Origin of the sequence: Cellulosimicrobium composti (genome assembly GCF_009711085.1) — a bacterium.
In the GTDB taxonomy this organism is placed as follows: domain Bacteria; phylum Actinomycetota; class Actinomycetes; order Actinomycetales; family Cellulomonadaceae; genus Cellulosimicrobium; species Cellulosimicrobium composti.
Genome location: NZ_WMKA01000003.1, coordinates 24515 through 40222, shown reverse-complemented (window position 1 = coordinate 40222; position 15708 = coordinate 24515). Strand labels below are relative to the sequence as shown.

The window sequence follows — 15708 nt, the reverse complement described above, 5'->3', positions numbered from 1 at the left end:
GAGGAGGATCCATGGACACGCACCACCGCAGACGACGTCGCCTGCGCGGCGCCGTCGCCGGAGCCGCGCTCGCGACGCTGCTCTCCGCGTCGCTGGCCGCGCTGCCGTCGTACGCCGCGGACGAGGAGCTGATCGTCAACGGCGGCTTCGAGGACGGGACGACCGGCTGGTTCGTCAACAACGGCAACGCGACCGACAAGGCCGTGCTGTCGACGACCGACCAGGCGTTCTCGGGCGAGGCCGCCGTGCTCACCACCGAGCGCGCGACGACGGGCTCCGGCCCGATGCAGGACCTCAGCGGCAAGGTCCGCGCGGGTGAGACGTACGAGCTCACCGCGAAGATCCGCTACGACGCCGCCGCGGCCCCGGCCACCAAGCAGTTCTTCGCCACGATGCACTACGGCGGCGGGACGTACACCAACCTGGTGAGCGTCACCGCGACCAAGGGCCAGTGGGCGACGTTCGACGGCCGGTTCACGATCCCGGCCGACCAGAACGTCGGCACCGCGCGGCTGTTCTTCGAGACGCCGTGGACGAGCAACCCGTCCGCCGACCCGGCGACGCACCTCATGGACTTCGTGCTCGACGACGTCTCCGTCGTCGGCGCGGCCCCGCCCGGGCCGCCCTCGAAGACGATCGAGGTGCTCGGCAAGGTGCCCGGCGAGCACAACCCGCTCATCTCCCACAAGTTCGGGGCCGACGGGTTCGGGTTCGTCGAGGACGGGCGCGTGTACATGTACATGACGAACGACACGCAGGGCTACGCCCCCGACCCGGTGACGGGCGTCTCGCCGCAGATCAACTACGGCAGCATCAACCAGATCACGCTCATCTCGTCCGAGGACCTCGTGAACTGGACGGACCACGGCGAGATCCAGGTCGCGGGGCCGCAGGGCGTCGCGCCGTTCACGAACAACTCGTGGGCGCCGGGCATGGCGAAGAAGACGGTCGACGGCGTCGACAAGTACTTCCTCTTCTACGCCAACGGCGGCGGGTCGTCGAACGTCATCACGGGCGCGTCGCCGCTCGGGCCGTGGACGAGCGAGCGCGACAGCACGCTCATCGACGGGCGCACCCCGGGCGCCGAGGCCGTGGCCTGGAAGTTCGACCCGGCGCCGCTCGTCACCGACGACGGCGCGTACCTCTACTTCGGCGGCGGCCCGGCGTCGACGTCGATGCCCGCGGCGGAGCGGTTCAACAACCCGAAGAACATCCGCGTCATCGAGCTCGGCGACGACATGGTCTCGACGCAGGGCACGGCGGCCGTCGTGGACGCTCCGGTGGCGTTCGAGGCGGCGCAGGTCTTCGAGCGCGACGGCAAGTACTACCTGTCGTACTCGTCGCACTTCGGGGGCAACGACTTCGGCGGCAACCAGGCCACGCTCCCGGGGTACCCGGGCGGCGGGCAGATCGGCTACATGATCTCCGATGACCCTATGTCGTTCCCCAAGGAGACGTACGCCGGCGTGATGTTCCCGAACCAGTCGCAGTTCTTCGGCGCGGGCACGGGCGGCAACAACCACCAGTCGGTGTTCGAGTTCGACGGCAAGTACTACTTCACGTACCACGCGCCGACGCTCAACAAGCGCATCAACGGCAGCACCACGCAGGGCTACCGCAGCCCGCACATCCAGGAGCTGACGTTCAACGCGGACGGCACGGTCCAGCAGGTCGTCGGCGACTACGCGGGCGTGGACCAGGTCAAGGACCTCGACCCGTTCCGGGTGATCGAGGCGGAGACCTTCGCCTGGCAGCAGGGCCTGGCCACGGCGAAGGTCGACGGCGGCTCGGCGCAGTTCGGCACGCAGGCGCCGAACCTCGTCGTCCGCGACGTGGACGACGGCGACTGGTCGGCGCTGTCCTCGGTCGACTTCGGCGTCGGTGCCGCGAGCGTCACGGCGCGCGTGAAGCCGCTCGTCGAGGGCGCCACGGTCGAGGTGCGCCTGGACGACCGCGAGGGGGCCGTGGTCGGCACCCTCGACCTCGACACCCCCGTGGGCGAGTGGGCGGACGTGACCGCCGCCCTCGAGGGCGTGAGCGGCGTCCACGACGTGTACTTCACGTTCGCCGGCCCCGCGGGCGTCGACCTCGTCGAGGTGGACACGTGGGAGTTCGCGGCCGACGCCGCCGGCCCGGCCGTCGAGCTCGACGTGACCGCGTCCGCCCGCTGCCTCGCGGGCAAGGCGTACGTGGCGGTGCGCGCGACGAACCTGGGCGACGTCCCGGCCGACGTCACGCTCGCCACACCGTTCGGCACGCGCGTCGCCGAGGACGTCGCGCCGGGCGCGAACGCCTACCAGTCGTTCGCGGCGCGGTCCGCGTCGCTCGGGGCCGGGGTCGCGAGCGCCACGGGCGCCGCGGTGCTCGACGGCACCGCGGTCGAGACCGCGCACGAGGCCGCCTACGGCGACCTCTCCTGCGGCTGACGCTCCGCGACGACCCGCACGGTGACCGACGGCGGCCCGCACCACACCCGGTGGTGCGGGCCGCCGTCGACGTCCGGGCGACGTCGTCGGGCGACGGCCGGGGACGTGCGGCGGACCGTCCGCGGGCGCGCCGGGCCGCTGCTCCGCGGGGCCGCGGGAGGGCTCGTCGCAGTTCGACATCGTTGTCGGCACAGGAGGCCCTGGTCATGTTTGCGCTCACATGTTAGCGTTCACACGCGCGTCCGACGGCGGACCCGCGACCGGCGCCGACGCCGGGCACGACGACGAGGAGTCACCGATGACCTCACGCCACGAACCACCCCCGACGCCCGCGGAGCCCCGCACCCGACGCCGGCGCCGCTCGCTCGCCGCGCTGCTCGGCCTCGCGCTGGTCGCACCGCTCGCGCCCGTGGGCGCGGCGGCCGCCGGCCCGCTGCCCACGGCGCCCGCTCCGGTCCCGACGGCGGCCGAGCCGACCGCGGACGGGCTCCGGCTGTGGCTCCCGCTCGACGAGACCGAGGGCACGGTCGCGCACGACGCGTCCGGCCACGGCCTCGACGCCACGCTCGTCGGCACGGGCGGCGGGTGGCGCGAGGGCCAGGGACTGACCTTCGGCGGGTCCAACCACGTCGACCTCCCGGACGACCTCCTGGCCGGCTACGACGCCGTCACGGTGAGCGCCGACGTGTGGGTCGACGCGTCGTTGAGCGGCAACTACTTCTTCTACACCCTCGGCAACCCGGCGGTCGGGAGCCCGCAGTCGGGGAACGGATACCTCTTCTCGACGGGCAACGCGAGCTACCGCGCGACGATCTCCGACCTCGCGTGGGGCCGCGAGCAGAACACCGTCAAGACTCCCGCGGCCGCGCTGCAGCGCGGCGTGTGGAAGACCGTCACGTACACGCTCGGCGGCGGCACCGCGCGGCTGTACGAGGACGGCGCGCAGGTCGGGCAGAACACCGCGGTGACGATCACGCCCGGCGCGATCGGCGGCGGCACGACGACCGCGAACGCGCTCGGCAAGTCGGCCTACGCCGCCGACAACCTCTTCAAGGGCCGCATGAAGGACTTCCGGCTCTACGACCGTGCGCTCACCGCGCAGGAGGTCGCCGACCTCGCGTCCGCCGCAGCACAGGACGCGGTCGCGGCCGACGCGGCCGCGCTCGACCTGGGAGACACGAGCGCCGTCGTCACGGATCTCGCGCTGCCCGCGAAGGGCGTCGGCGGCTCCGCCGTCGCGTGGACGAGCTCGGACGAGGGCGTCGTCTCGGCGAGCGGCGCGGTCACGCGCCCCGCGGGCGACGAGCCCGCGACGGCGACGCTCACCGCCACGGTGACGCTCCGCGGCGCGACCGAGACGCGCACGTTCGACGTCACGGTCCTGCCGGGAGACGGTGACCAGGCGAAGGCCGACGCCGCGGCCGCCGCGCTCGAGGTGACGAACCTCGACGACGTGCGCGGCAACCTCACCCTGCCCACGACGGGCCTGCACGGCGCGGGCGTCGCGTGGGCGTCGTCGTCGGGCACGATCACCCCGACGGGCGAGGTGACCCGCCCCGCGCACGGCGAGGACGCCGAGACCGTGACGCTCACGGCGACGGTGACGGTCGGCGCCGCCACCGCCACGCGCGAGCTCGAGGCGCACGTGCCCCCGCTGCCCGAGCAGGAGGACCTCGCGGGCTACCTGTTCTCCTACTTCGTGGGCGAGGGCACCGCCACGGGCGAGCAGGTCTACTTCGGGCTCAGCCAGGGCAACGACCCGCTGAAGTACCAGAACCTCAACGACAACAAGCCGGTCCTCACGTCGGAGCTGGGGGAGAAGGGCCTGCGGGACCCGTTCATCATCCGGTCGCCCGAGGGCGACAAGTTCTACCAGATCGCGACCGACCTCAAGATCTACGGCAACGGGGACTGGGACGCGTCCCAGCGCACGGGCTCCAAGTCGATCATGGTGTGGGAGTCCACGGACCTCGTGAACTGGACCGACCAGCGCCTCGTCCAGGTCTCGCCCGACACCGCGGGCAACACGTGGGCGCCCGAGGCGTACTACGACGAGACCATCGGCGCGTACGTCGTGTTCTGGGCGTCCAAGCTCTACGCCGAGGACGACCCGGACCACACGGGCAACACGTACAACCGCATGATGTACGCCACGACCCGAGACTTCGTGACCTTCAGCGAGGCGCAGGTGTGGGTCGACCCGGGCTACTCGGTCATCGACTCGACCGTGACGCAGCACGACGGCCAGTACTACCGGTTCACCAAGGACGAGCGGAACAACACGTCGTCCACGCCGTGCTCCAAGTTCATCCTCGCGGAGAAGGCGACCGAGCTGCGCTCGACGGACTACGAGTTCATCACCGACTGCATCGGCAAGGCGAACTCGCTCGGCGGCGGGATCAACCAGGGCGAGGGGCCGACGATCTTCAAGTCGAACACCGAGGAGAAGTGGTATCTCTTCATCGACGAGTTCGGCGGCCGCGGCTACGTGCCGTTCGAGTCGACCTCGCTCGACGCGGCCGAGTGGACCATGTCCACCGACTACGAGATGCCGTCGCGCCCGCGCCACGGCACGGTGCTCCCCGTGACGCAGGCCGAGTACGACCGCCTGCTGCGGACGTACCAGCCCGACGCGTTCGTCGAGTCCGTCGACGACGTCGCCGTGACCGTCCAGACCGGTTTCGCGCCCGTGCTCCCGGCGACCGTCACGGCACGCTTCGCCGACGGCTCCACGGGCTCGGTGGACGTCACGTGGGACGCGGTCGACCCGGCGTCGTACGCGCAGGCCGGCTCGTTCGAGGTCCTGGGCACCGTCGGCGGCGGCGTGAGCGTCCGGGCCCGCGCGGTCGTCACCGTGACCGACGACGTCGTGCCCGTCGAGGGCCTGAGCGTCACCCCCGAGTCGCTCGAGGTGGGCGTCGGCGGCACGCGGCAGCTCACCGCGACCGTCACGCCGGCCAACGCGACGGCGCGCGCGATCACGTGGGCGTCGGACGACGCGGACGTCGCCACGGTCTCGGCCGACGGCCTCGTCACGGGCGTCGGGGAGGGCCACGCGCTGGTCACGGCGACCACGGCCGACGGGTCGCACACCGCGTACGTCGCCGTCGAGGTGACCACGGAGATCCCGGGCCTCGTCGTGCGGTACGCGTTCGACGAGACGAGCGGCACGTCGGCGGCGAACACCGCGCCCGGGTCGTCGTTCGGCCCGGCGACGCTCGCCAACGGCGCGTCGTTCTCCGGGACGGGCGAGGGCGTGACCCTCGACGGGACGGACGACTACGTCGACCTGCCGGACCACCTGCTCGCGGGCCTGACCGACGTCACGGTCGCGCTCGACGTCAAGGTCGCCACGGACCAGGCGACGCCGTACTTCATCTACGGCCTGGGCAACACGAGCGGCACCGCTGGCGACGGGTACCTGTTCACGACGGGCGACGCGTACCGCACGTCGATCGCGACGGGGAACTGGACCACCGAGCAGACCGTCACCAAGAACGCGAACCTCCAGCGCGGGATGTGGAAGCACCTCACGTACACGCTGTCCGGGACGACGGCCGTGCTCTACGAGGACGGCGTCGAGGTGGGCCGCCAGACCGGCGTCACGATCGACCCGAAGGACATCGGGAACGGCTCGACGCTCGCCAACTACATCGGCCGCTCGCTGTACTCGGGCGACCGCTACCTCAAGGGCTCGGTGCGGGACTTCCGGGTCTACGACCGCGCGCTGACCGCCGACGAGGCCTACCAGGTCGGCGCCGACCACACGGCCGTCACGGGCGCCGAGCTCGACGCGCTCAAGGTCCCGGCGATCGTCGACGGGGCGAGCTCGACCGTGACGCTCGCGGTCGAGCCGGGCACCGACGTCTCCGCGCTCGCGCCGGTCCTCACGGTGTCGCCGCGCGCGACGGTGGCACCCGAGAACGGCTCGGTGCAGGACTTCACGCAGCCCGTGGAGTACACCGTCACGGGACCGGACGGGTCGTCGCGCACGTGGACGGTCCAGGCGAAGGTCATGGGCAGCCCCGTGCTCCCCGGGACGTACGCCGACCCGAACATCGCGCAGTTCGGCGACACGTTCTACCTCTACGCCACCACCGACGGCACCCCGGGGTGGGGCGGCAAGGACTTCTACGTCTGGAAGTCGACCGACCTCGTGATGTGGGAGCGCTCGGAGCAGCCGTTCCTCACGCTCGACGGCGCGAACGGGAACGTCCCGTGGGCGACGGGCAACGCGTGGGCGCCCACGATCATCGAGCGGGACGGGAAGTACTGGTTCTACTTCTCCGGCCACAACCCGACGTACGACCGCAAGACGATCGGCGTCGCGGTGGCCGACAGCCCCGAGGGGCCGTTCACCGCGCAGCCGACGGCGATGATCACGAACGGCGAGGCGGTCACGTCCGGCCAGGCCATCGACCCGGCCGCGTTCCGCGACCCGGAGACCGGGAAGTACTGGCTCCTGTGGGGCAACGGCGGGCCGTCGAACGGCCCGGTCATGGCCGAGCTGGGCGACGACATGACGTCGATCAAGCAGGACACGCTGCGGCGGATCCCCGGCCTGACCGACTTCCGTGAGGGCCTGTTCCTCAACTACCGGGACGGCGTCTACCACCTCACGTACTCGATCGACGACACGGGCTCGGAGAACTACCGCGTCGGCTACGCGACGTCGGACAGCATCGACGGCCCGTGGACGTACCGCGGCGTGATCCTCGAGAAGGACGCCTCGCAGGGCATCCTCGGGACCGGGCACAGCTCGATCCTCAACGTCGAGGGCACGGACGACTGGTATATCGCGTACCACCGGTTCGCGATCCCGGGCGGCAACGGGACGAACCGCGAGACGACGATCGACCGTCTGACGTTCGGCGACGACGGCCTCATCCGGAAGGTCGTGCCGACGCTGGAGAGCGTGGACCCGGTCGACGCGTCGCCGTCACCCACGGTCGACCTCGAGGTCGAGGCGGCGCCACGGTGCCTCGCCGGCAAGGTCTACGTCGCGGTGCGCGCGACCAACGCGGGCGACGTGCCCGCCGACGTCACGCTCGCGACGCCCTACGGCACGAGGACCGTCACCGGGGTCGCCCCCGGGGCGAGCGCGTACCAGTCGTTCGCGACGCGCGCGGACTCCGTCCCCGCGGGCACGGCCACCGTCACCGGGACGGCGGTGCTCGACGGCGCCCCCGTCACCACGACGTACGACGTCGGGTTCGCCGCGCACGCCTGCGGCTGACGCCCCCGAGGTCGAGCCGCAGGTCGCGGGGGAGGGCTCCCCGAGCTCTCCCCCGCGACCGCGGGCTCTGCCTCACGAGCACGACCTTCATCTCGACGAGGAGAGGAACACATGGAACGGACACACCGAGCACGCCCGGCGCTCGCCGCCGGGCTGGTGGGGGCGCTCGCCGTCTCCACGCTCGCCGCCGCGGTCGCCGCACCCGCGGCCGCAGACGTCGGCGGGCCCACCGACGACGGGCTCGTCGCCTGGTACCCGCTCGACGCCGCCAGCACGACCGGCACCACGACGGCGAACCTCGCGGAGGGCTCGTCGTTCGGCCCGGCCACGCTGGTGGGCGGGACGGTGGCGGCCGACGGCACGACGCTCGACGGCACGGACGACTACGTCGACCTGCCCGACCACCTGCTCGCCGGGCTGACCGACGTCACGGTGAGCCTCGACGTGCTCGTGGCCCAGGACCAGGGCACGCCGTACTTCGTCTACGGCCTCGGGAACTCGAGCGGGTCGAACGGCGACGGCTACCTGTTCACCACGGGCAACGCGTACCGGACGTCGGTCGCGACGGGGAACTGGACGACCGAGCAGACCGTCACCAAGGGCTCCAACCTCCAGCGCGGGGTGTGGAAGACGGTCACGTACACGCTCGCCGGCACGACCGCGACGCTCTACGAGGACGGCGTGCAGGTCGCGCAGGCCACGGACGTCACGACCGACCCCGGCCAGATCGGCGGCGGGCAGACGACCGCGAACTACGTCGGCCGCTCGCTCTACTCGGGCGACCGCTACCTCAAGGGCCAGGTGCGCGACTTCCGCCTCTACGACCGCGCGCTGAGCGCGGGCGAGGCGGTCGAGCTCGCCGAGCAGACCTCGACGGCCGCCGCCGACGCCGACCTCGCCGCGCTGGACCTCGGTGACACGAGCGCCGTGACGGACGACCTGGCGCTGCCGACCTCCGGCGCGCAGGGCTCGATCATCACGTGGACGTCGTCCGACCCGTCGGTGGTGTCCGCCACGGGCGCCGTCACGCGCCCCGCCGCGGGCGAGGACGACGCGACCGTCACGCTCACCGCGCTCGTCACGCGCGGCGCCGTCGCACGGACCACGCAGGTGGACGTCACCGTCCTCGCCCACCTCGCGCCCGCCGACGCGGTCGCGTGGGACGCGAGCCACGTCGTCGTGCCGCACCTCGACGACGTGCGCGGCAACCTCACGCTCCCCACCGAGGGCGCGAACGGCTCCACGCTCGCGTGGCAGAGCTCCGACCCGGCCACGGTCTCCGCCACGGGCGAGGTGACCCGGCCCCCGCACGGCGAGCCGGCCGCCGTCGTGCAGCTCACCGTCACCGCGACGAAGGAGGGCGCGACCGCGACGCACACCTACGACGCCACGGTGCTTCCGCTGCCCGCCGACGCGGACTACGAGGGCTACTTCTTCCCCTACTTCGAGGGCGAGAGCACGCCCGACGGGGAGTCCGTCTACTTCAGCGTGAGCAACGGCAACGACCCGCTCGACTGGGTCGAGCTGAACGACGGCGAGCCCGTGCTCACGTCGTCGCTGGGCGAGAAGGGCCTGCGCGACCCGTTCGTCATCCGCTCGCCCGAGGGCGACCGGTTCTTCCTCCTCGCGACCGACCTGCGCATCTACGGCGGCAACGACTTCGGCAACGCGCAGGAGCGCGGGTCGCGCGCGCTGATGATCTGGGAGTCGACCGACCTCGTGCACTGGTCCGACCAGCGCATGGTCACCGTGTCGAGCGCGTACGCCGGCAACACGTGGGCGCCCGAGGCGTTCTGGGACGCGCAGCGCGGCGAGTACATCGTCTACTGGGCGTCGGCGCTGTACCCGACGACGTCGACCGACGGCCGCCGCATCGCCGACTCCTACCAGCGCATGATGTACGCCACGACGCGCGACTTCGTGACGTTCTCCGAGCCGCAGGTGTGGATCGACGAGAAGCGCGGCAACGGGCTCGGGATGATCGACTCGTCGATCGTCGAGCACGACGGCACCTACTACCGGTTCACGAAGGACGAGGCGTACATGATCCCGCGCCTCGAGAAGTCGACCGACCTGCGCTCGACCGACTGGGAGCTCGTCGCCGAGAAGATCGGCTACGGCCAGCCCAACCCGTGGGGCGGCACGCTCACCGCGGGCGAGGGACCGACCGTCTTCAAGTCCAACACCGAGGAGAGGTGGTACCTCTTCGTCGACCAGCCGAGCTACCACGGCGGCCAGGGCTACCTGCCGCTCGAGTCCACCGACCTCGACTCGGGCGTGTGGACGTCCGTCGACGCGCACCTGCCGAGCAGCCCGCGCCACGGCACCGTCCTGCCCATCACGGCCGCGGAGCACGCCGCGCTCCTCGCGGCCTACGGCGAGCAGCCGCCGGCGCCCGAGCTCGACCTCGCGGTCGAGGCGACGTCGCGCTGCCTCGCCGGCAAGGCCTACGTCGCCGTGCGCGCGACGAACGGCGAGGACGTCCCCGTGACGGTCACGCTCGCGACGCCGTACGGCGAGAAGACCGTCGCCGACGTGGCGCCGGGCACGAACGCCTACCAGTCGTTCGCGGCCCGCGCGACGGCGGTCCCGGCCGGGACCGCCGCCGTCACCGGCGTCGCGACGATCGACGGGAAGGAGGTGACGACCACGCACGAGGCGCAGGTCGACGCGCTCGACTGCGTTTGACGCACCACCGCGAGGTCGCCGCCACCGAGGCGCGGCCGGCGGGGGAGGGGCCGGGTACGCACGACCGGCCCCTCCCTCGCGGCACGCCGCCCTCTCGGCGCACGGCGACCGGACGACCAGCACGAGCGTCGGACGCGGGGCTTCCCTCCTTGCCGCCGACGGCGCTTCCCACCACTCGACGACGAGTGAGAAGGAGCGACAGCTCATGCACGTGCACGACTCCACCCTCTCGCGACGGGCCGTCCTGCGGCTCGGGGCCCTGGCCGCCGGGGCCACCGGCGCCGTCGCCCTCGCGGGCGGCGCCGCGGCCGCACCACCGGTGCCCGCCCTCCCCGTCCCGTCCGGCCCCCCGGTGAGCCGGGCCTTCCTGCGGTCCCTCGACCGGTCGGTCACGCTCGACGGCTGGGTCGCCGAGCCGTTCCCCATGTCCGACGTGACGCTCGCGCCCAGCGTCGCGACGCGCTCGCAGGACCAGATCCTGCACCTCGCGCGCCAGTACCCGGTGGACCGCGTCCTCGCCGTGTTCCGGCGCAACGCGGGTCTCGACACCCAGGGCGCCTCCGCACCCGGCGGTTGGGAGGGCTTCGGCCACGCCAACGAGGAGCCGTGGGGCCCCGACGACTACCCGGGCCGCGCGAGCACGCAGACCGCCAACCTCCTGCGCGGGCACTACGGCGGGCACTTCCTGTCCATGGTGTCCCTCGCGTACGCCAGCACGGGCGAGACCGTGTTCCGCGACAAGGTGGACCAGATCGTCGAGGGCCTCGGGGAGGTCCAGGCGGCGCTCGCGGCCATGGGCCGGTTCAGCCACCCCGGGTTCCTCGCCGCGTACGGCGAGTGGCAGTTCAGCCAGCTCGAGAAGTACGCGCCGTACGGGGAGATCTGGGCGCCGTACTACACGTGCCACAAGATCATGGCGGGCCTGGTCGAGGCGTACCGCCTCGCGGGCAACGACCAGGCGCTCGAGATCGCCACGTCCATGGCGGCGTGGGTGCACAGCCGGCTCTCCGTGCTCCCGCAGAGCCAGCTCGACCGCATGTGGGGCATCTACATCGCGGGCGAGTACGGCGGCATGAACGAGGCGCTGGCCGACATCGCGGCGATCACGGGCGACGACACGCACGTCGCCACGGCGCGGCTGTTCGACCTCAACACGCTCGTCGACGCTTGCGCCGCCGGGACGGACACGCTCGACGGGAAGCACGCGAACCAGCACATCCCGCAGTTCCCCGGCTACCTCAAGGTCTACGACCGCACGGGCGAGGAGCGCTACCTCCGGGCGGTCGAGGGGTTCTGGGGCATGGTCGTGCCCGGGCGCACGTACGCGCACGGCGGGCACGGCGAGGGCGAGCTGTTCGGCCCGCCGAACACCGTGGCGGGCGACATCGGCGCGCGCAACGCCGAGACGTGCGGCACGTACAACATGCTCAAGCTCTCGCGGCTGCTGTACTTCCACTCGCTCGACCCGAAGTACATGGAGTTCTACGAGCGCGGCCTGCTCAACCACGTCGTGGGCTCCAAGCGGAACACGCAGTCGTCGACGAGCCCCGACGTCACGTACATGTACGGCGTCAACCCCGGCACGCGCCGCGAGTACGGCAACACCGGCACGTGCTGCGGCGGCACCGGGCTCGAGAACCACGTGAAGTACCGCGACTCGGTCTACTTCCGGTCCGTCGACGGCGACGTGCTGTACGTCAACCTCTACCTCGCCTCCACGCTCACGTGGGAGGAGAAGGGCTTCGAGGTCGTCCAGGAGACGCAGTACCCGAAGGTCGGGGCGACGCGCCTCACCGTGCACGGCACCGGACCCCTCGACCTGCGCCTGCGCGTGCCCGGGTGGGTGCGCAAGGGCTTCACGGTGACGGTCAACGGCGTGGAGCAGGAGCTCGACGCCGTTCCGGGCACGTACGTGAGCGTGTCCCGCTCGTGGTCGCCCGGCGACGTCGTCGAGGTGACGATGCCGCTGAGCATCCGCGCCGTGCCGACGATCGACAACCCCGCGATCCAGAGCATCGAGAACGGGCCGACCGTCCTCCTCGCGCGCAGCGCGTCGCGCGAGTACCTCCGGCTCTCGCTGTACGCGCACATGGGCCTCGACGGCACGCTCGACGGCGCGTTCACCGACCTGGGCGACGGGTACTTCCGCCTCGGCGACCTCACGTTCGAGCCCGCGTGGTCGGGCGACGACACCCAGTACCACATGTACGTCGAGCGCTCCGAGCCCCGCGTCGTGTTCGCGGGTCTCGACAGCGGCGTCGCCAACGCGTCCCGGCCGGACGGGACGACGTTCCTCGACGCCGTGTGGGGCGACGGCGGCTTCGCCGACCGCGCCGACTTCCTCACGAAGGTCCAGCGCACGGTCGAGCAGTTCACCGCGGACGGCCTCCTCAGCCGCCGCGACGGTCAGAGGGTCCTGGTCACCGCGGGGAAGGCGAGGCTGGCATGAACGGGCGTACCGAGGCATCACGCGGGACCGTCGTGATCCCGCTCGACGAGCGGCCCGGGGCGGGTGCGTCCCGGGCCCGACGCCGCGTGGTCGCCACGGCGGCCGCGCTCGCCCTGGCCCTCACGGGCGCGGGCGTCGGGGCGTGGGCCGTCGGCGGCTCCGCCGACCGCGAGCTCGTCGCCGCGGCGGACGAGGCGTCGTCGAACGTCGCCCTGATCGGCACCCCCGAGGCGAGCTACACCGCGTCGTGGAACCGGGTCGAGGCCGTGAACGACGGCGCCGGCGTGAGCACCGGGGGAGCGCACGACGCGACGTGGGCCACGTGGAGCGGCGACCGGCCCGCGAGCCAGTGGCTCGAGTACTCGTGGCCCGCCCCCGTCACCGTGGACCGGTCGGTCGTGCGGTTCTGGACCGACGGCGCCGACGCTAACGGCGACAACGTGCGCGTCCCGGCGTCCTGGGTGATCCAGTACTGGGACGCCGACGCGGGAGCGTTCGTCGACGTGCCGAACCCGAGCGGCTACCCGACCGAGCGGCTCGCGCTCAACGAGACGACGTTCGACGCGGTCACGACGACACGCCTGCGCGCCACGTTCCAGGCCCTGCGCGACGCCACCGTGAGCACCTGGTCCGCGGTCGGCGTCTCCGAGTGGGAGGTCTGGGGCACGGGCGGCGTCGCCGAGCCCGAGCCCGTCGACCCCCACGGGCCGATCGACCTCACGCCCGTCCACGTGCCGACCGACGTGGGCGTCCTGCCGGACCTGCCCGCCGAGATCGACGCCGTCTTCACGGACGGCCGGGTCGAGACCGTGCCGGTGGACTGGGAGGAGGTCGCGGCCTCCGACGTGGCCGAGCCCGGGTCGTTCGACGTCACGGGCACGTCGTCCGAGCTCGTCGAGCCGGTGAGCGGCACGGTCTGGGTGCGCGACGGCGACCCGGGCGAGATCACGGCCGTCGACACCGTGAGCGTCGTGACGCTCGCCGGCGCCGCGCCGCGGCTCCCCGCGACCGTCACGGCCGCGTACGAGGACGCGTCGAAGGACAGCCGCGTCCCGGTCACGTGGGACGCGGTCGACCCGGCGGAGTACGCCGAGCCCGACGGCTTCTTCTTCTTCGTCGCCGGCGACGTCGAGGGGACGGACCTCCCGGCCGAGGCCGTCGTGTTCGTCGTCGCGCCGGACACGGGCGAGGACACGACGCCGCCCACGGTGACCGTCCTCGCCCAACCCGGCCCGGCGACGTCGGGCTGGTACGTGCAGCACCCGACCGTCTCGGTCGTGGCGTCCGACAACCGCGACCCCGCCCCGACGGTCGAGGTCTCGCTCGACGGCGGCCCCTGGGCCCCGTACGCGGGCCCGTTCGCGGTCGACGAGGAGGGCGTGCGCACCGTCGAGGTGCGCGCCACGGACGAGGCCGGGAACGTCGGCACCGGGTCGCGCGAGCTGCGCGTCGACACGGTCGCGCCCGTGACCGTCGCGACGCTGCGTGAGACCGGCAGCAGCGTCGAGATCACGCTCCAGGCCACGGACGCGGGCTCCGGTGTGGACAAGGTCCAGTGGGAGGGCCCCGGCACGTTCTGGGGCACGTACACCGAGCCGTTCACGCGCGCGCTCACCGACGAGCCCCAGGTCATCGAGTTCGCGGCGACCGACGCCGCCGGGAACGAGGAGGCGCGGCAGCAGGTCGTGCTGCCCGCGCTCGGCTCGGGGCCGGCGCTCGCGGTCGACGTCGAGGTGTCGCCGCGGTGCCTGGCCGGCACGGCGTACGTGGCCGTGCGCGCGACGAACGGCGAGGACGTCCCGGTCGCGGTGACGCTCTCGACGCCGTTCGGCCAGAAGGCGTTCGCGGACGTGACGCCCGGCAGGAGCGCGTACCAGTCGTTCGCGGCGCGTGCGTCGGCGGTCCCGGCGGGGTCCGCGACGGTCACGGCGACGACCGTGCTCGACGGCGAGGAGGTGACCGCGAGCGTCGACGCCCCGTACGACGCGCTCGACTGCGGCTGACGTCCCCGCCCGGCACCCCGGGCGGCCCTCGACCCCCGGGCGGTGTGCCGGCGCCGCCCGGGTCCGGCTCGGCCCCCGTCGCTCCTCGCAGCGGCGGGGGCCGAGCGCTGCCCGGCGCCGGGGCCGGGTCCGGACGAGCGGGTGAACATACCTGGACGCCTGTTCAGTTCGGGCGTCCAAGATGGCAAGATGATCGCGGCTGGACGCACGTCCAGTCGGGTTCGGGGGGACCCTGGCAGCGCCCGCCCCGGGCCGGACGAAGAGGTTCACCGCGTGACGACGACCACCCGCAGGCTGCTCGCCGCCCTCGCGATCGCCGGGTCTCTCGCCCTCCCCGCCGGTGCCGCCTCGGCCGCCCCCGCCGAGGCGCCCGACCCGTCCGACGGCGTCCGCGTGAGCGTCGAGATCGGCGAGCGCGAGACCTCCGCCCCGCCGGCCGTCGTCGTCGTCGGCCCGGTCGTCGTCGGGGGAGAGCTCGTCGTGCGCGGGTCCGGCCTCGCGCCGCGCACGTCGTACGCCGTCTGGCTCGAGAGCGACCCCGTGCTCCTCGGGACGGTCACCACCGACGCCGCGGGCGCGTTCGAGCTCGTGACGACCGTCCCGCTCGCGACCGTCCCCGGCGAGCACCACGTCCGGGTCGTCGTCCCCGGCGGCACCGACGTCGTGTCCGCGCCGTTCCTCGTGCTCGCCGCGCCGGGCGAGCCGCAGGAGCCGGGGACCGACCCGACCGCCGGCACGTCGGACGGGGGCGCGACGGGCGGCGGGACGACGGCGTCGCCGCGCCCGGGCGGCCTCGCCACGACCGGCACCGGCCTGGTGGCCGCGGCGGTGCTCGCCGGGCTCGCGGTCGCCGCGGGTGCGGTGCTGCGCCGACGCGCGGGCCGCGCGGGCGCCGCCTCCTGAGGC

6 protein-coding genes are annotated in these 15708 nt (G+C 72.9%); all 6 read left to right on the top strand.

Annotated elements, in window-relative coordinates; genetic code table 11:
* Positions 1–11 precede the first annotated feature (11 nt).
* The gene (locus tag GJV82_RS01950; RefSeq protein ID WP_155098053.1) at positions 12–2426 is read left to right on the top strand and encodes a family 43 glycosylhydrolase; all 2415 of its coding nucleotides are present in this window, start codon (positions 12–14) and stop codon (positions 2424–2426) included.
* Between the two features lie 298 nt (positions 2427–2724).
* Positions 2725–7662 carry a family 43 glycosylhydrolase gene (locus GJV82_RS19810; protein ID WP_225873016.1) on the top strand — a complete coding sequence of 1646 codons (4938 nt, stop codon included), beginning with the start codon at positions 2725–2727 and terminating at the stop codon, positions 7660–7662.
* Positions 7663–7773: 111 nt separating this feature from the next.
* On the top strand, positions 7774–10350 hold the full coding sequence (locus GJV82_RS01935; protein ID WP_155098052.1) for an immunoglobulin-like domain-containing protein: 2577 nt from the start codon (positions 7774–7776) through the stop codon (positions 10348–10350).
* A 205-nt stretch (positions 10351–10555) separates the two neighbouring features.
* Entirely contained in the window at positions 10556–12799 is a 2244-nt protein-coding gene (locus GJV82_RS01930) for a glycoside hydrolase family 127 protein (protein WP_155098051.1), read from the top strand.
* Complete coding sequence (locus GJV82_RS01925) at positions 12796–14802, top strand: Ig-like domain-containing protein (protein ID WP_155098050.1); 2007 nt, start codon at positions 12796–12798, stop codon at positions 14800–14802. The genes GJV82_RS01930 and GJV82_RS01925 overlap by 4 nt, the downstream gene beginning before the upstream one ends.
* Positions 14803–15075: 273 nt before the next feature.
* Complete coding sequence (locus GJV82_RS01920) at positions 15076–15705, top strand: hypothetical protein (protein ID WP_155098049.1); 630 nt, start codon at positions 15076–15078, stop codon at positions 15703–15705.
* Positions 15706–15708 lie beyond the last annotated feature (3 nt).